This window comes from Pseudomonas sp. LB3P58, assembly GCF_054897895.1.
The window spans coordinates 22344-39918 of sequence record NZ_JBUBVE010000001.1 but is presented as its reverse complement, the minus strand read 5'-3'; the positions used below and the strand labels follow the sequence as shown (position 1 = coordinate 39918).

General features: G+C 60.9%; 17 protein-coding genes. 12 read left to right on the top strand and 5 right to left on the bottom strand.

Features of this window, described 5'->3' with window-relative positions; genetic code table 11:
* Positions 1-409: 409 nt before the first annotated feature.
* The 5 genes from cobJ to ACYZTZ_RS00160 form a co-directional block, all read right to left on the bottom strand.
* The gene (gene cobJ / locus ACYZTZ_RS00180) at positions 410-2113 is read right to left on the bottom strand and encodes a precorrin-3B C(17)-methyltransferase (protein ID WP_461996857.1); all 1704 of its coding nucleotides are present in this window, start codon (positions 2111-2113) and stop codon (positions 410-412) included.
* Positions 2113-2844: a precorrin-2 C(20)-methyltransferase gene (locus tag ACYZTZ_RS00175; RefSeq protein ID WP_046044764.1), complete on the bottom strand. Its 732-nt coding sequence runs from the start codon at positions 2842-2844 to the stop codon at positions 2113-2115. The genes cobJ and ACYZTZ_RS00175 overlap by 1 nt, the downstream gene beginning before the upstream one ends.
* Entirely contained in the window at positions 2844-3470 is a 627-nt protein-coding gene (locus tag ACYZTZ_RS00170; RefSeq protein ID WP_008038718.1) for a precorrin-8X methylmutase, read from the bottom strand. Before ACYZTZ_RS00170 ends, ACYZTZ_RS00175 begins: the two co-directional genes overlap by 1 nt.
* The gene (gene cobG / locus ACYZTZ_RS00165) at positions 3463-4770 is read right to left on the bottom strand and encodes a precorrin-3B synthase (RefSeq protein WP_461996856.1); all 1308 of its coding nucleotides are present in this window, start codon (positions 4768-4770) and stop codon (positions 3463-3465) included. Before cobG ends, ACYZTZ_RS00170 begins: the two co-directional genes overlap by 8 nt.
* 155 nt (positions 4771-4925) lie before the next feature.
* Positions 4926-5579, bottom strand: coding sequence for a hypothetical protein (locus ACYZTZ_RS00160; protein WP_461996855.1), 654 nt, complete (start codon positions 5577-5579; stop codon positions 4926-4928).
* 248 nt (positions 5580-5827) lie between these two features.
* Between ACYZTZ_RS00160 and cbiE the strand changes: the two genes are divergently transcribed.
* The 12 genes from cbiE to ACYZTZ_RS00100 all read left to right on the top strand — a co-directional run bounded on the left by cbiE (position 5828) and on the right by ACYZTZ_RS00100 (position 17418).
* A complete protein-coding gene (gene cbiE, locus ACYZTZ_RS00155; protein WP_461996854.1) occupies positions 5828-7039 on the top strand; it encodes a precorrin-6y C5,15-methyltransferase (decarboxylating) subunit CbiE in 1212 nt (403 codons plus the stop codon).
* Entirely contained in the window at positions 7032-8129 is a 1098-nt protein-coding gene (locus ACYZTZ_RS00150; RefSeq protein ID WP_461996853.1) for a cobalt-precorrin-5B (C(1))-methyltransferase, read from the top strand. The genes cbiE and ACYZTZ_RS00150 overlap by 8 nt, the downstream gene beginning before the upstream one ends.
* Entirely contained in the window at positions 8126-8854 is a 729-nt protein-coding gene (locus tag ACYZTZ_RS00145) for a cobalt-precorrin-6A reductase (protein ID WP_461996852.1), read from the top strand. Before ACYZTZ_RS00150 ends, ACYZTZ_RS00145 begins: the two co-directional genes overlap by 4 nt.
* A 265-nt stretch (positions 8855-9119) precedes the next feature.
* Positions 9120-9431, top strand: a complete 312-nt coding sequence (locus ACYZTZ_RS00140) for a hypothetical protein (RefSeq protein ID WP_461996851.1) — start codon at positions 9120-9122, stop codon at positions 9429-9431.
* Between the two features lie 48 nt (positions 9432-9479).
* A complete protein-coding gene (locus ACYZTZ_RS00135; protein ID WP_461996850.1) occupies positions 9480-9878 on the top strand; it encodes a DUF2946 domain-containing protein in 399 nt (132 codons plus the stop codon).
* Between the two features lie 48 nt (positions 9879-9926).
* Complete coding sequence (locus ACYZTZ_RS00130) at positions 9927-10406, top strand: copper chaperone PCu(A)C (RefSeq protein WP_056746260.1); 480 nt, start codon at positions 9927-9929, stop codon at positions 10404-10406.
* A gap of 20 nt (positions 10407-10426) precedes the next feature.
* Positions 10427-10873 carry a DUF2946 domain-containing protein gene (locus ACYZTZ_RS00125; protein ID WP_056746262.1) on the top strand — a complete coding sequence of 149 codons (447 nt, stop codon included), beginning with the start codon at positions 10427-10429 and terminating at the stop codon, positions 10871-10873.
* Between the two features lie 84 nt (positions 10874-10957).
* Positions 10958-13075 (top strand): TonB-dependent copper receptor, encoded by a 2118-nt coding sequence (locus ACYZTZ_RS00120; RefSeq protein ID WP_461996849.1) that lies wholly within the window; start codon positions 10958-10960, stop codon positions 13073-13075.
* Between the two features lie 143 nt (positions 13076-13218).
* Positions 13219-14598 (top strand): PepSY-associated TM helix domain-containing protein, encoded by a 1380-nt coding sequence (locus ACYZTZ_RS00115; RefSeq protein WP_461996848.1) that lies wholly within the window; start codon positions 13219-13221, stop codon positions 14596-14598.
* An 80-nt stretch (positions 14599-14678) separates the two neighbouring features.
* A complete protein-coding gene (locus tag ACYZTZ_RS00110; RefSeq protein ID WP_461996847.1) occupies positions 14679-15467 on the top strand; it encodes an ABC transporter ATP-binding protein in 789 nt (262 codons plus the stop codon).
* Positions 15464-16411 carry an ABC transporter substrate-binding protein gene (locus tag ACYZTZ_RS00105; RefSeq protein WP_461996846.1) on the top strand — a complete coding sequence of 316 codons (948 nt, stop codon included), beginning with the start codon at positions 15464-15466 and terminating at the stop codon, positions 16409-16411. Before ACYZTZ_RS00110 ends, ACYZTZ_RS00105 begins: the two co-directional genes overlap by 4 nt.
* A complete protein-coding gene (locus ACYZTZ_RS00100; RefSeq protein ID WP_461996845.1) occupies positions 16408-17418 on the top strand; it encodes a FecCD family ABC transporter permease in 1011 nt (336 codons plus the stop codon). The genes ACYZTZ_RS00105 and ACYZTZ_RS00100 overlap by 4 nt, the downstream gene beginning before the upstream one ends.
* The last annotated feature ends 157 nt before the right edge of the window (positions 17419-17575 follow it).

Below are 17575 nucleotides of genomic sequence, written 5' to 3'. Positions count from 1 at the left end.
CCAGATCAACACGTGAAGCAACCACTTCACACGAGACAAAACTAAATCGCAAAAGCGCGCACTTCAAACCCGAAGAAATTCAATTAATTTCAATACAATCAAATTTGAAAAAAATAAAACCTTATATTGCCGACTTGAATAAGCGCACTTAGACAAACAAAATCATCAAGGCCATCAACAAACAGGCGGCGTTGTGACTCATGCGCAACACCGAAGTTTTCGACTGCAAAAAAAGCACTGCATAAAGGAAGAAAGCAGCGACAGAAAACAGTATTAATTCGTCGTGGCGAGAATCATAAATCCCACAACGACTGGTGAAATAAATGACGCATCAACGCCAAGGTGAAAGTGCCAAACCAGCAGACGGGAATGTATTAAGTGAAAACGGCCCACGCGGGGCCGCTGTGGTTCAGGAGGCAGGCTTGATACCGTACCAACGCGGCGTATACACCCACTCACCACCCTCGGCACGAGGAAATGCACAGGTGGTGGACGAGCCGATCAACACCATGGTGCGCATGTCCACCTGATCCGGGGTCAACTGCCCCAGCGTAGTCACGCGCAAGGTCTGGCCCGGGCGACCAATGTCTCGTCCCAACACCACGGGCGTTTCTACGGTGCGGTGTTGCGCGACAATCTCCAGTGCCCGACCCAACTGCCAAGGACGCGAGCGCGAGATCGGGTTGTAGAACGCCAGCGCCAGGTCGGCTTCGGCGGCCAGGTCCAGGCGCTTCTCGATGATCGCCCAAGGCTTGAGGTTGTCCGACAGCGACATCACGCAGAAGTCATGCCCCAACGGCGCACCGGCCTGCGCAGCGGTCGCCAGCGAAGCGGAAACTCCCGGCAGGATTTCCAGATCGACGCTGTGCCAGCTCGGCTCACTCGACTCGTGCAACGCTTCAAGTACCGCCGCCGCCATGGCGAACACACCGGGGTCACCGGATGAAACCACAATCACCGAACGGCCTTGCGCCGCCAGCTCGAAGGCGTGACGGGCACGCTGCATCTCTTCGCAGTTGTCGGTGCAATGCAGCACTTGATCTTCACGGAACGGCCCGGCCATGCGCACGTAGGTTTCGTAACCGAGTACGTCGGTGGCCCTGGCCAGTTCGGCCTTGACCGCTGGCACCATCAGTTCGGCGGCGCCAGGGCCCAGACCGATTACCGCCAAACGACCGCGTGCACGGCCGATCTGCGCAGCGTCCAGCGGCTGAGTGGCCACCGCGATGGCAATGCCGGTATCCGCTGACACGATGGTAGCGTTCGGCACGGTGTGGTGGGACAACTCGCTAACGCCGCCGCTGACCGACGCAAACCGCAGCGGCACGCCCAGCTCTAGTGCCGCTTCGCGCAGCGCCGAATTGGTCATGTGCAGGTCGCTGGCCAACAGGCACGCCACCGATTGCACGGCGATTTTCGCTTGATGTAGGGTCGCGCGAATAGCGCCTGACAGATCCGCGACCTCACCGCTCACCGCCACCAACACATTGCGCGGGTAGATCATCAATTCATTGGCTGCAGGCGCACGTTCGGCATGACCGACATGGATCGACAGCTGCGCTTGAGGATCTTCCGGCAACTGCGCTTGCGCCAGCCACGGCGCAGCCCCTTCGACGCGTACGCTTTGGCCGGCGAGCAAATCCGAGACGAAGCGCTTGCCCAGTTCCAGATCGCCGAGGGCGTAACCGCTGGGTGGATTGAGCAGGCAGGTGCCGAAGCGCAATTCACCACTGGTGGTGATGGCGGCGGCGACCTCAAGACCGGCAGCAATCTCTCGCGCCATGACGTTCACGCCACCGAGGCCGCCGAGCAGCGGCACCACGGCGCTGCCGTCTTCAGCCACGGCCAGCACTGGCGGCTCGGCGCCTTTTTCCAGCAGAAGCGGGGCCAGCGTTCGGATCACGATGCCCGCAGCGCACAAGGCGATAATCGGCGTGTCCTGCTGATAGAACTCACGCAAGGTGGCGCCGAATTCGTGATAGACGCGGTCCGCGCCTTCCACCCGTTCGGCCAAACCATGGATCAACGCGCCGGGGTACAGCTGCGCAATCTTGCGCGCGGTCGCGAGGCTGCCATTGCCCAGAATGACAATCGCCGGAACTGGACGGGCCATCAGCCTTGCCACCTTTCACCGGGCACAATGATCAGCGAGAAGTAGGGCGAGGACATCGGCTCGACCTGATCCAGCGGGACGATTTTCTGGTTGGCCATGGTCGCGCGTTCAACGTACAGCGCACGTTCCGCCAGCCCGAGTTCTTCGAGTACCTGACGGACCTTGGGGAAGTTGCGCCCCAGCTTCATGATCACGGCGGCATCGGCATCGGCCAGACGACGCTTGAGATCGTCGGCGGGCAACACACCCGACAGCACTGACAAACTCTGATTGCGATACACCAGCGGCGCGCCGAGCACCGAAGCGCCGCCGAGCATTGAGCAAACGCCCGGCACGACTTCGGCCTCATAACGTTCCGCCAGTCGATCGTGCAGGTACATGTAGGAGCCGTAGAAGAACGGATCGCCTTCGCAGATCACCGCCACGTCACGACCAGCGTCCAGGTGCGCGGCGAGTGCTTCGCCGGCCGCATCGTAGAAATCGCTGATCACTTGTTCGTACGACAGCGGCGCCGGCAACGCTTCTGTGGTCACCGGATACACCAGCGGCAGCAGCGTTTGCGCGTCCTGCAAATGCGCCTCGATGATGCCGAAGGCGTTGCCCTTTTTGCCCTTGGCGACGAAGTACGCCACCACCGGCGACTCACGCAGCAGGCGCAGGGCTTTAACGGTAATCAGCTCCGGATCACCAGGGCCGACGCCCAAGCCGATCAAACGTCCAGGTTGCTGCATCATTCGATCTCCGTAGCGAGGGCATTGACGGCGGCGGCGGCCATGGCGCTACCGCCCAGCCGGCCTTGCATGATGACGAAAGGCACGCCACGGCTGTCTGCCGCGAGCGCTGCCTTGGATTCGGCGGCGCCGACGAAACCCACCGGGAAGCCAAGGATCAGTGCCGGTTTTGGCGCGCCGGCATCGAGCATTTCCAACAGATAAAACAGCGCGGTCGGCGCGTTGCCGATCACCACCACGCTGCCTTCCAGGTGTGGGCGCCACAGTTCCAGCGCGGCGGCGGAGCGGGTGTTACCCAGCTCGCGGGCAAGCTCCGGAACGCTTTCATCGCGCAGGGTGCAGATGACTTCGTTGTTCGCAGGCAAACGCGTGCGGGTCACACCTTCACTGACCATCCGCGCATCACACAGAATCGGTGCACCGGCGGCCAGCGCATCACGCCCGGCCTTGCCCGCGCCTTCGGAAAATTGCAGGCCGTCGATGGCGTCGACCATGCCGCAGGCGTGGATCACACGGACCGCGAGTTTCTCCAGATCGGCCGGAATACGCTCGAGGTTGGCCTCGGCACGAATGATCGCGAAGGAGTTGCGATAGATCTCCTGACCGTCGCGGATGTAATCAAGCATCAAGGGGGCTCCGTGAGCGGGCGTCGAGCAAGGCTGCGACCGCTTCAATAGTAAGGTTGCGTGCGTGCAGCGCGCCGAAGTGCGGCTGCGCTGCATCGCGAAAATAGAGATCGTAGTGACCGGGAGAAACCGCCAGCAACGTGGCCGGTGCAATGTGCGCGGCTGCGCAGGAACGCGGGCAGCCGGACAGGTGCACGTTGAGTGTCTGGCCGTGACGTTGCAGCAGCGCCGCCAGTTGTCGGGCATCGCCCTTGGTGTCGGCCAGGCCTTTGCCGCAACCCGTCGAGCCGGTGCAGGCGATCAGATGCGCCAAGGCATCGTCGGCCGAGCAACGCAGGCCGAGTTGTTCAAGGTTGTGGATAACTTGCAGCACATCGTCGGCATGGACACCGGGTAACAACAGACTTTGCCAAGGTGTGAAACGCAGGCTGCCGTCGCCGTGGTCACGCGCCAGTTGTGCAGCACCTCTGAGCATCGCGGGATTGAGACGGCCCAGCGGCGGCACCGCGCCTATATACACATGCTCGGCGTCGCGTTGTGGATGAGCGCCGATGTGCAAGACACTCGGACTTACTTTGCGCTGCCAACCCATGATGGGCATCAGCGGCACACGCTCGGCCAGACGGGAGAGAAATTCGTCGAGCGAGCACTCAGCGAGCAGATGCCGCATGCGTGTCTGCTCGGGACGCGCCAGGTCAAGAAACAACTCAAGCACCGCGACCACCAGCGCATGGCCCTGCTCCAATGACACCGCGCCCGCAGGCGTATCCACGGGACACCCGGCCAGACCGAATGCAAAAACCAGCTCGCCGTCTCGCTCAGTGGCGGACAACCACAGATCATGAGGATGCTCGAGCATCGCCAAGCCTTCGCCGCCATCCAGTTGCACGGCAAACTTGGCGCTGAGGTCGTGGAAGCGTTCATGGCTTTGCAGCGTAGCGAGGATTTTTTCGGCCAGCGGACGCGTGTCGACCAGCATCTGCTGATCGATCCCGGCGCTGGGGCTGAGCATCAGATTGCGCACATCGTCGCCAGCGGCGGTGCTTGGGCCCAACCCTGCTGCCATCAGGCCGTCGATCAAGGCGCCATGTTCACTGCCGATCCCGCGAATTTGCAGATTGGCGCGGTTGGTCGCCTCGATCACGCCGCCGGCGAACCTTTCGGCAGCACTGGCCACCGCGTTGGCCTGAGCCGCACTGATCGAACCACCATTCAACTTGATCCGGCAGATACCGCCGTCCAGCGCCTGGACGATACGCAGCAACCCCGGGCAGGCCGAGGGGCGTAAAGCGGTGGACATCGGGCGTTCGTTCAATGAGTGACCGGCTGACTGGATGCGCGTGAAGGGCGAAGGGCTGCCATTATGCCTGCTTTGCCCGAGGGCATGAAAAGTCTGCCGGTCGGAAACGCTGCCGAAGTATCAATCAAGCAAAAGAATGCTTCGGTCTGCGTGGATTAGAGCTCGTACTCGCTGAACTCAAGCGCAAGGGCTCGAGTGGCTTCTTCCACGCTTTGTCGAATGGCGTCCATGTCTCGACGCTTGATCTCCAACCGCCGAATCCGGATATCCAATTGAGACAGGCTCTGGTCTATTGTCCAGAAAAGGTAGGGAGTAGTGATACCCAACTTGATCAACCTGACATGACTGACCACCATTTCCAGATCTCCGTTGGGTTTATAACTGACCGGCACAATGTTGAACCCGACTATTTTCCCACTTAAGCCCGTCATCTTTGCCAGCAACTTGGCGTCACTCTCCAGCTTTCCAAGTACGGCTCCAACCTGATCTATTTGAGCGCTAGAGAGGTAGGGACGTGCCACGTTCAACCAGGCCTGTTTCAAACTGCCCGAAAACTGCGGCTCGATGTACTCGACAGGCTCGGCAAGCGTCCAATCCATTGACCAAAACATACCGGCGTAACGATCGAACCAAGGCCCCGGCTGCGTCTCGCTCCTTGCGACTTTATCCGCGCCACGCTGGGCCAGATAAATGCAATTTTTGACAAAGCTATTGTCGGCGATCGTCTGGCCGGCAATGCCGGTCAGCAGCACATTATTCATCATCAGCGCATCATGTTTGATGACACTTTCAGCTAACACGTTATCCATATAAGTTTCTTTCATCCTTGATAGTGTCGTGGCCAACATCAACGACAGGCCAAATATTTAATACATATAAGATTGCGCAACCCGAACAAAAACCAAACTACCAAAACTATCATTACAACAGACAGTTTTTCGTCAACATTAAGTGTCTGCAACCCGAAGTACCCTTTGCCGGCCATAGACCTGCGTCAGATGACAGAAGCCGCGCTATCATGTCGCCTTTGACGATGAACATTGGATTAAGGAACAACATGGCCTCCTGGCTGACAGTAGTGGGAATCGGCGAAGACGGCTTCAAGGGCCTGGGCAAAAACGCCCGGCACGCTCTGCTGCGTGCTTCGCGGATCATTGGTGGTCAGCGGCAACTGGATTTGCTGCCGGTGTGCATCCGTGGCGAGCGGCAGTTGTGGCCCAGCCCTTTCTCCCTTGAACCTGTTTTAGCGCTGCGCGGCGAACCGGTCTGCGTACTGGCCAGCGGCGATCCGATGTTCTTTGGCGTGGGCGCAAGCCTTGCCCGGAAACTGCCCAACGATGAAATGCTGATCCTGCCGGCGCCCTCCTCCTGCTCGCTGGCGGCAGCGCGAATGGGCTGGCCGTTGCAGGATGTGGTCACGCTTTCGGTGGTTGCTCGTCCTATTGCCGCACTCAATGCACAGTTGTTCAGCGGTGTTCGCTTGCTGGTGTTGAGCAACGACGGTCAGAGTCCGGCCGCGATCGCCACGCTGTTGCGTGAACGCGGTTTCGGGCCGAGTCGCCTCACCGTGCTGGAACATCTGGGCGGTGCAGCCGAACGACGCATCGAGGGTGTCGCCAATGACTGGAACGATCCTCTGATCGCCGATCTGAACCTGATCGCCATCGAGTGCATCGCCGAACCCAATACGCCGCGCCTCTCCCGATTGGCCGGTCTGCCGGACTCAGCCTTCAAGCACGACGGCCAACTGACCAAACGCGACGTGCGCGCCATCACGCTCGCGCGTCTCGCCCCGGTGCCCGGTGAGTTGATGTGGGACGTCGGCGCCGGCAGCGGTTCGATCGGCATCGAGTGGATGCGCGCCCATCCGAGTTGCCGAACGCTGGCCATCGAAGCCGATGAAAGTCGGCAGTTGTTGATCGAGCACAACCGCGATGCGCTCGGCGTGCCCGGTCTGCAACTGATTCGCGGCAGTGCACCGCAAGCCCTGGACGGACTGGAGCGCCCGGACGCGATTTTCATCGGTGGCGGCGTCACTCGCGAAGGCGTACTCGACACCTGCTGGGCACAACTCAAACCCGGCGGCCGACTGATCGCCAACGCCGTCACGCTGCAAAGTGAAATGACCTTGATGGCCTGGCGCGAGCAGCACGGCGGGGAACTGACGCGAATCCATATCGCTCAAGCCCAACCGCTGGGAGACTTCGATACCTGGCGTCAGGCGTTGCCGATTACCTTGCTGGAAGTGACGAAGCCTTTCGATGCGTGACGAAACCGCCGAACAACCCGCACCGTTGCGCAGCGGCCTGACCACCGGCAGCTGCGCCACCGCCACCAGTCTGGCGGCTGCACGTTTGTTGCTGGAAGGTACGCATTCGGACGCAGTGGAAATCGTCCTACCCAAAGGCAAGCAGGTACAGATGCGTCTGGAGTTCTGCCGGTTGCTGGAAGATGGTGCCGAAGCCGGAACCATCAAGGACGCCGGCGACGATCCGGACGTGACCCATGGCGCCCTGCTCTATTCCCAGGTGCGACTGAACACGGCGCCAGGCATTCGCTTCAATGCCGGTCGTGGCGTCGGCACGGTGACCCGGCCGGGGCTGGTGCTGGGCGTCGGCGAACCCGCGATCAACCCGGTGCCGCGCAAGATGATCACCGACCACTTGACCCTGCTGGCCGACGAACTCGGCTACAGCGGCGGCTTCGAAGTCACCGTCAACGTCGAGGACGGTGAAGCGCTGGCCTTGAAAACCATGAACCCGCGCCTGGGGATTCTTGGCGGTTTGTCGATTCTCGGCACCAGCGGCATCGTCCGGCCGTTTTCCTGTGCGGCCTACATTGCCTCGATCCATCAGGGCATCGACGTCGCAAAAACCAACGGCTACCTGCACATCGCCGCGTGCACCGGCAATGCCAGCGAAGACACCATGCGCCGGGTCTACGACCTGCCGGAAATCGCCCTGATCGAAATGGGCGACTTCGTCGGCGCCGTGCTCAAACATCTGCGCAAAGTGCCTGTGGATAAACTCAGCCTCTGCGGTGGTTTCGGCAAAATCAGCAAACTGGCGGCCGGGCATATGGATTTGCACAGCCGACATTCGAGCATCGACCTGCCGCAATTGGCCGCGTGGGCGGCGGCGATTGGCGCCGATGAGGTATTGCAGCAAGGGATTCGCGAGGCCAACACCAGTCAGCAAGCCTTGGCGATGGCCAGTGCGGCGGGCATCGCCCTGGGTGATGCGGTGTGTCAGCACGCGTTGGACTTTGCCCGCAGCGTGGTGCCGGCGCAGGTTCAGGTTGAAGTATTTGCCATCGATCGCCAGGGCGGGATTGTTGGCCATGCGGGAGCTTTTCAATGAAGCGCGTGTTGTTGCTGGGTGGCGTGACGGAAGCCTTGGCCATCGCTCGAACCCTGGGGCCGGAACACATCTATAGCCTGGCCGGCGTCGGGCGTGTGCCGACAGATCTGACCTGTCAGGTTCGCGTTGGCGGTTACGGCGGTGCTGAAGGTCTGGCGCAGTTCATTCGCGATGAAGGGATCGATCTGCTGCTGGACGCCACCCACCCCTACGCCGCACAAATCAGCCAGAACGCCGCCATCGCTGCGCGGTTGAGCGGTATTGCCTGCTGGGCGTTAAGGCGCCCGGCCTGGCAACCACAGGCTGGGGATGACTGGCGAGATGTCAGCGATTGGGCCGAGTTGATTGAAGCGTTGGAACCGTTCCGGCGACCGCTGTTCACCCTTGGCCGTGAACCGTTGCAGCATCTGCACGAAATACCGTCAGAGCAATTCTGGACCCTGCGCGTCCTGGACGTTTACCCCGGCAACGAACGCTGCGAAGTCATCGGCGCGCGTGGACCGTTTCTGATCGAGGATGAACGTGAACTGTTTGAACGTCGGCAGATTGATGTACTGATCAGCAAGAACAGTGGCAGCACCGCGACCGAGCCGAAGCTGGAAGTGGCACGGGAGCGTGGGGTGCCGGTGATTGTTTTGCAGCGGCCGGTGTTGCCGGGGGTTGATCGGGAGTTTGGGTCGGTGACAGACGTATTGGCAGCCCTGATAGCAGAAACCACCACATAACTTGTAGCAGCTGCCGAAGGCTGCGTCCGGCTGCGCAGCAGACGTAAATCCTGACACTACGGTTTACCGGCAGATTCGCGGTGCAAGATTTTACGACTGCTGCGCAGCCGGACGCAGGCTTCGCCAGCTGCTACAAAAAAAATGCGCAACGCCCTACCTATCTATCGGACCTCACCCACAACATCATCCAACGCGGCTGACTAGTCAGGTCGCAACCCCGCCCCTATATTTCTGAGTCCCACGAATGTAGCGCTCGGAGTACCGAATGACCGAAAAATTCACTCGTTTCGATATCGCCGAGTTTCTCCTGACACCTGCCGACATGTGGAATTACCTAAAGGCCAGTGAGGAGGAAGATTCGGGAGACGGTCGTTTCAATCGTGTGGCGCTCAGGGACGTCAAACACACCATCCGCGCACGAATCCAGAGTGACCCACAATTTGCTCAGGCATTGCGAAACGAAGTCGCTACACTCTTTCATAATGGCGAGCCAGAAATGGCTCATAGGATGCTGCACCTATTAACTCAGGCGCTGCGACACCACACCGCACGCCGCTTTTTTACTTATCGGCCCTGATCAGGCTAAATAGCCGCGCTTGATCGCCCACCCAACCGGATTTTTCCCATGTCCCGACAACGGCTCGCATTTGCCTGGATCGCCTGCTTCGCAGTGCTGTTCAACATGCTCGCCATGCCGATGACGGGAGCGATGGCGCAGACGGCGAAATCACCCGCCGAGCAGTTGTTGTGGGGCAGTTTCTGTTCGTCCAGCGGCACCAAGATGGTGGCGATTTCCCTGGGCGATATCGAACAGAAAACCCCGCAGAGTGACGATCACTCCAACATGCAACATTGCTGGTGCTGTTCAGGTTCCGCGCCACTGGTGGCGCTGCCCGGGCATGTGCCGCAACTGTACTTCGCGCGTTTCGAGGCCAATAGAAGCCTGCCTCACGCCTCTCTCGATACACCGACACCGCGCCAGCAATGGCCAAGTCTTAATCCTCGCGCTTCCCCTCTGGTGTGATTCCTTCTCGCAATTGACCTGCGTTTTGAATCGTTCTGGAGAACTGCCATGTTGAACAAACTCATCGTCCTGGCTGTGTTGCTGCTGCCTGCCTGTTTTGCCAATGCTCACGAATACAAGGCCGGGGAGCTGGAGATCGCTCATCCGTGGTCGCAGGAGTTGCCGCCAAACGCGCCAACGGTCGCGGCGTATTTCGTGATTCACAACGGTGGCAAAACCGCTGACCGCTTGCTCAGCGTCGACTCGCCGATTGCAGGCGTTGCCCAACTGCACGAGCATGTAATGCAGAACGATCTGATGAAAATGCAGCACGTGCCGAGTGTCGAAATCCCGGCCGGTGGCGAAGTCACTTTTGCGCCAATGGCCTACCACGTGATGCTGCTGGAACTGAAAGACCGCAGTCTGTTGAGCGACGGAAAACGCTTCCCGCTGACGATGCACTTCGAAAAATCCGGCGACGTGACGGTCGAAGTCTCGGTGCAGAAGAAGCCGCCGGAAGGCATGCAGATACACGCCCACGCCCAGTAAGCGACTGAGCAAAAACGCCCATGCGCCCGCTTAGCGCCAGGTCATCCGCACACCGTCGTCAGCCGTTAAGCCTGACGCGCGGCAGCTGGATCAGCCTGTTCGCCATGTTGATGATCTTTATCGGCCCGCTGATTTCTCAGTCGATGCCGATGGATCAACGCGCCTCGATGTCCATGACGATGTCGATGGACATGAGCATGGACATGTCGGCGATGGATCACGCCGTCCACGACGCACAACCCGCTGCCGAACACTGCCCGCCAAAAACCTCACATCACGCGCTCTGGGAAAAATGCGGCTATTGCAGCCTGCTGTTCAATTGCCCGGCGCTGACCGGCGGCCAGTCCTTCGTCGCATTCGACACGCCAACAGCCACCACCTTCACCACACCGTCCCCTCGCCTGGGCCACGCCCGGCAAACCTTCTTCCCCGGCGCCCGCACCCGCGCCCCACCCATCGACGCGTAAACCCTCACATCCGATCTCACATGGTTTAGAAGACAGCCGCAGGCTGCCGGCCGTGTCGTTTACGACTGTTCGATGGAAATTGTCATGTCCAGGTTTTCTGCTGACACACGCTTGAGCGCTGCCCAAGCTTCTTTTGCCTTGAACGAATCCAGCATTCGTTTCAGGCACGCCACCGCCTTCCTTTGCGGTGCACTGCTGACACCGATGGTGCAGGCCGATGAACACGCCGGTCACAGTGAAGAACTGAGCCCGACGGTGATCACCGCCATCGCGCCGAGTTCGCCACTGACCATCGTCACCAACCCCAAGGACCCGCGCCAACCGGTGCCGGCCAGTGACGGTGCCGATTACCTGAAAACCATCCCTGGCTTCGCCCTGGTGCGCAATGGCGGCACCAACGGCGACCCGGTGCTGCGCGGCATGTTCGGCTCGCGGCTGAACATCCTCACCAACGGCGGCCAATTGCTCGGCGCCTGCCCCGGCCGAATGGACGCACCGACCTCGTACATCTCGCCGGAAACCTACGACAAACTGACCGTGATCAAAGGCCCGCAAACCGTGCTCTGGGGACCGGGCGCGTCGGCCGGGACCATCCTCTTCGACCGTGAGCCAGAAAGCTTCGGCGAACTCGGCACGCGGGTGAACGCCAGCGTGCTGGCCGGCTCCAACGGCCGCTTCGACAAAGTGGTGGATGCTGCTGCCGGCGGGCCATTGGGTTACGTGCGAGTGATCGGCAACACCGCGCATGCCGACGACTACCGGGACGGTAACAACGACACCGTGCCGTCGCGCTATGACAAATGGAATGGCGACGTCGCGGTGGGTTGGACCCCGGACGCCGACACCCTGCTGGAACTCACCGCCGGCAAGGGCGATGGCGAAGCGCGTTACGCCGGACGCGGCATGGACGGCTCGCAGTTCAAGCGCGAAAGCCTGGGCCTGCGTTTCGAGAAGTCGAACATCGGCGACGTGCTGGATAAGGTCGAGGCGCAGGTTTACTACAACTACGCCGACCACGTGATGGACAACTACACCCTGCGCACGCCGTCCGGCACCGGAATGATCGCCGGCCCGATGGCCTCCAACGTCGACCGTCGAACCCTCGGCGCACGGATCAAAGCCACCTGGCGCTGGGCCGATGTGCAGTTGATCAGCGGCATCGATGCGCAGACCAGCGAACATCGCCAACGCAGCGCCATGGGCATCGACGTCTACAAGGATTTGCCGCGCAACAAGGACGCCGACTTCCACAACTACGGCGTGTTCAGCGAATTGACCTGGTACGCCGCCGACCGTGACCGGCTGATTACCGGCGCGCGACTGGATCGCGCTTCGGCCAAGGATTTCCGGCAGACCACGGGCTCCGGGATGATGGCGCGCCCTAACCCGACCGCCGACGACACCCGCGCCGACACACTGCCAAGCGGCTTCGTCCGTTATGAGCACGACCTGGCTGACAGCCCGACCACGCTGTATGCCGGCCTCGGTCACACCCAGCGTTTCCCGGATTACTGGGAGCTGTTTTCACCCAAGTCCGGCCCCGCCGGATCGGTGAATGCCTTCGATTCGATCAAGCCTGAAAAAACCACCCAGCTCGACTTCGGCCTGCAATACAAGACCGAAGACCTCGAAGCCTGGGCTTCGGGTTACGTCGGGCAGGTGCGCGACTACATCCTGTTCAACTACACGCCAACAATGATGGGCATGACCTCGCAAGCACAGAACATCGACGCGCGGATCATGGGTGGCGAATTGGGTGCGGCCTACAAGCTGACCAGCAACTGGAAAGCCGATGCGACCCTGGCCTACGCCTGGGGCAAGAACAGCAGCGACGGCAACGCACTGCCGCAAATGCCGCCGCTGGATGCCCGTTTCGGCCTGACCTACAGCGAAGACAACTGGAGCGCCGGGGCCTTGTGGCGCGTGGTCGCGGCGCAAAACCGCATCGACCAGAACAAGGGCAACGTCGTCGGCAAGGACTTCGACAAGACCCCGGGTTTTGGCGTGTTCTCGCTCAATGGCGCGTACCGGATCAACAAAAACTGGAAGGTCAGCACGGGCGTCGACAACCTGTTCGGCAAGGCGTACGCCGAGCATTTGAACCTGGCCGGCAACGCCGGCTTCGGCTACCCGGCCAATGACCCGCAAGCCATTAAAGAACCGGGGCGCACGCTCTGGACCAAAGTGGACATGAGCTTCTAAAAGCATCGTCGGAACGCCGCCCGGAGCAAGCTCGCTCCCACATGGACAGTGTTGACCCTGTGGGAGCGAGCCTGCTCGCGATCGGTTGCGCAGCAACCGTAAATAAACAACTAAAAGATCCATGCCAAAGCGGAGCATACGTGATGAAACAGCCCAAACCGAATTTCTACAACCTGGCCTGGCGCTGGCATTTCTATGCTGGTCTGTTCGTCGCGCCTTTCATGGTGATGCTGGCCCTGACCGGCATCATTTACCTGTTCAAGCCGCAACTCGATCCGTTGATGTACGGCAGCCTGCTGAACGTCCCGGCCGGGCATCACAGCGTCCCGGCCGATGACCTGCTCAAGCGGGTGAAAGAGGCTTATCCACACGCCACGATCAAGCAGTATTTGCCACCGGTCAACGCCGAACGCAGCGCGCAATTTGTCGTGATCAATGGCGGTAACGAGCTCAACGTTTTCGTCGATCCCTACCACGCTGACATCCTCGGCGAGCAAGACGCCAAAAAGAATCTGCAAGCCGTTGCACGAGCGATTCATGGCGAATTGATGATCGGCACCGTCGGTGATCGACTGATCGAACTGGCCGCCGGTTGGGGCGTGGTGTTGGTGGTCTCCGGCGTCTTTCTGTGGTGGCCGCGTGGCCAGGCAGCCGGCATCCTGTGGCCGCGCTTGAACAGTCGCGGTCGAGTGCTTTGGCGTGACCTGCACGCGGTGACCGGGTTCTGGGGCGCGTCGTTGCTGCTGGTGATGCTGCTCAGCGGCATGACCTGGACCGGGTTCTGGGGCAAGCAATACGCCGAAGTGTGGAATGTCTTTCCGGCAGCGATGTGGGACAACGTGCCCAAGTCCGATGTCGAGGCTCGCAGCCTCAACACCGCCACCCGCCAGACCGTGCCTTGGGCGATGGAAAACACACCAATGCCGATGTCCGGCGACCACGCCGAACACATGGCCCACGGTAGCGCGCAAGCGGGCCCCGCCGCGCCGACCATCAGCTTGCAGGACGTGCAGAACATCGCTGCGGAACGCAAGGTCGAACCGGGTTACAGCATCACCTTCCCGAAAACCGCCACGGGCGTGTTCACCATCGCCGTGTTCGCCGACGACCCACGCAACGACGCCACGCTGCACGTTGATCAGTACACCGGCGACGTCCTCGCCGACGTGCGTTTCGAGCAGTACGGCACCGTCGCCCGTGCAACAGAAATTGGCGTGATGCTCCACGAAGGCAAAATGTTCGGCCCGCTCAATCAGATCATCATCCTGCTGATCTGTCTGATGATTCTGCTCAGCGCCGTCAGCGGCGTGGTGATCTGGTGGAAGCGTCGTCCACAAGGCAAATTCGGTGTTCCGCCGCTGCGCCACGACCTGCCGAAATGGAAAACCGCGATGGTCATCATGTTTGCATTGGCGGTGGCGTTTCCGTTGGTGGGCGCTTCGCTGGTGGTGGTCTGGCTGCTGGATCGGGTGCTGCTGTCGCGCTTGAGCGGCCAGTCTGAATCCGCCTCATCTTCATCCTGAATACAGCGAGATGCCTGTTGCAGTGCGGTTGACCTTACAATGTCGGCCCGCTGCAACGACCCCCGCACTTCGAGCACGCAATGACCTCGCTGAACCTCACGAACCTCGCCTGGACACCCCTGGGCCACGGCCATTGCCATCATCAGTTCCAACTGCGTGATGCAACCTTGCACGTGTCCCCCGGTGAGTTCGTCGGTCTGATCGGCCCCAACGGCAGCGGCAAAACCAGCCTGTTGCGCTGTGCCTGGCGCTTCAGCAAACCCGAGGCCGGCGAGGTCAAGCTCGACCACCACAACGTCTGGAAGCAATCCTCACGCTGGTGCGCGCAACGCATCGCCGTGGTCCTGCAAGAATTCCCCGACGCCTTCGGCCTCACCGTCGACGAAGTCGTCGCCATGGGTCGCACACCGCACAAAGGTCTGTTCGACGGCGACACCCTCGAAGACAGAAATCTCGCGACCCAAGCCCTCGAATCAGTCGGTCTGAAAGGCTTCGAGGATCATGCCTTCGCCACCCTCTCCGGCGGTGAAAAACAGCGTGTGATCCTCGCCCGCGCCCTGGCTCAGCAACCGCAAATGCTGATCCTAGACGAGCCGACCAATCACCTCGACCCGCGCTATCAGCTCGAACTGCTGCAACTGGTCAAACGCCTGAAGATCGGCACCCTGGCGAGCATCCATGACCTCAATCTGGCGGCTGCTTTCTGCGATCGGCTGTACGTGATCAATCACGGTCGCATCGTCGCCAGCGGCACGCCGAAAGAAGTCCTGACCGCCCCACTGCTGCGCGACGTGTTCGGCGTCGAAGCGCTGATCGATGAACATCCCTTGCACGGCTACCCACGAATCACCTGGATAACCCAATCATGACTTTGCGTTCCCTGCTTTGCGCCGCCCTGTTGCTGGGCAATGCCCAAGCATTTGCCGAGGCCACTCACTACCCGTTGACCGTGCAGAGCTGCAACCGCGAAGTGACCTTCAAGCAAGCGCCGAAACACGCGGTCAGCCACGACATCAACATGACCCAGATGATGCTCGCCCTTGGCCTCAAACCAAACATGGCCGGGTACAGCGGTGTGACCGGCTGGAAGTCGGTCACGCCCCAGATGCAGACTATCCTCAATGGCTTGCCGGAGCTGGCAGCCAAGTACCCGTCGGTGGAAACCCTGCTCAACGCCAACGTTGATTTCTTCTTCGCCGGTTGGGATTACGGCATGCGCGTGGGCGGTGACCTCACGCCGCAAACATTGCAGCCGCTGGGCATCAATGTCTACGAGCTGACCGAGTCCTGCGCGTTCGTGATGAAGCGTCCACCGGCCAGCCTGGAAGACACCTACAACGACCTGCGCAACCTCGGCAAAATCTTCGACGTGCAGGATCGCGCCAACGCCATGATTGCCCGGATGCAGGCGCAAGTCGTCGAAGTGCGCAAGGATCTGCCGGCGGACAAACCTCGCGTGTTCCTCTATGACAGCGGTGAAGACCGCGCCATGACTTCCGGCCGTCTCGGTATGCCGCAAGCGCTGATCGATGCCGCTGGCGGGCGCAATATTCTGGATGACGTCGAATCGAGCTGGACCCGGGTCAACTGGGAGAACGTGGTCGAGCGCAATCCGCAGGTGATCGTGATCGTCGACTACGGCGAAGTCACCGCCGAACAGAAAGAGCAATTCCTGCTCAACAACAAGGCGCTGCAATCGGTGGACGCGATCAAGAACCAGCGCTTCATCGTGATTCCGTATGTGCAGGCCACGCCGGGGATCGACAACGTGCTGGCGGTTGAAACCCTGGCCAAGGGTTTCCACGGCGAATGATCAATCGTCGCTACGCCTTGCTGCTGGTTGCCCTCGGCGCGTTGTTGCTGGTGTCGTGCGTGGTGTCGCTGGGCTTTGGCCCGGCGCGGGTGCCGGTGGATGTTGTGTGGCGGATTTTACTGCACAAGATTTTCGGTTTCGGCGTGCCGGACTGGGCCGCCGGGCAGGAACACATCGTCTGGCTGATTCGCGTGCCGCGCATGTTGCTTGGCGCGTTGGTGGGCGCTGGGCTCGCGCTGATCGGTGCGGTGCTGCAAGCGGTGACGCGCAACCCGCTGGCCGATCCGCACCTGCTTGGGGTCACCTCCGGCGCGACCCTCGGCGCCGTGATCGTGGTGCTGCATGTCGGTGAAATCGTCGGCCTGCTGACCTTGCCGATCGCGGCGTTTATTGGCGCGTTGCTGAGCATGCTGATCGTGCTGATGATCGCCAACCGCAATGGGCGGCTGGACAGTGATCGGCTGCTGCTGTGCGGCGTGGCGGTGTCCTTCGTGATGATGGCGATCGCCAATCTGCTGCTGTTTCTCGGCGATCACCGCGCGAGTTCGGCGGTGATGTTCTGGGTGCTCGGTGGGCTAGGGTTGGCCCGTTGGGAGTTGCTGGCGGTACCGGCGGCCAGCGTGTTGCTCGGGTTGGTGTTGTTGCTGGGCATGGCGCGGCCACTGAATGCGTTGATGACGGGCGAGCAGACGGCCGTGACCCTCGGGCTCAATGCTCGTACCGTGCGGTTGCGGGTGTTTTTGATTGCTTCGCTGATGACTGGGGTATTGGTGTCTATAAGCGGGTCTATCGGGTTTGTCGGGCTGATGGTGCCGCACATTGCTCGTCGATTGGTCGGAGCGGAACATCGAAGATTGCTGCCGGTGTGCGTATTGTTGGGCAGCCTCTTTCTCGTCTGGGTCGACGTCGCCGCCCGCACCCTGATCGCCCCGGAAGACCTGCCCATCGGCGTCGCCACCGCCGCCATCGGAGGCCTGTTCTTCATCGGCCTCATGCGCCGCCGCTAATCCACCCTCCTACAGATTTGATCGCAATGTCTGCGCCCCAATGTGGCGCACCTCTTCGCACCAACGCGCCAGGCGCGATCCTTCATGGTGCGCCGCCCAACCGGCGCAACCGCTCTAATACGACATTTCCCTGCCTTTTGCCGACCAGGCACAGCCC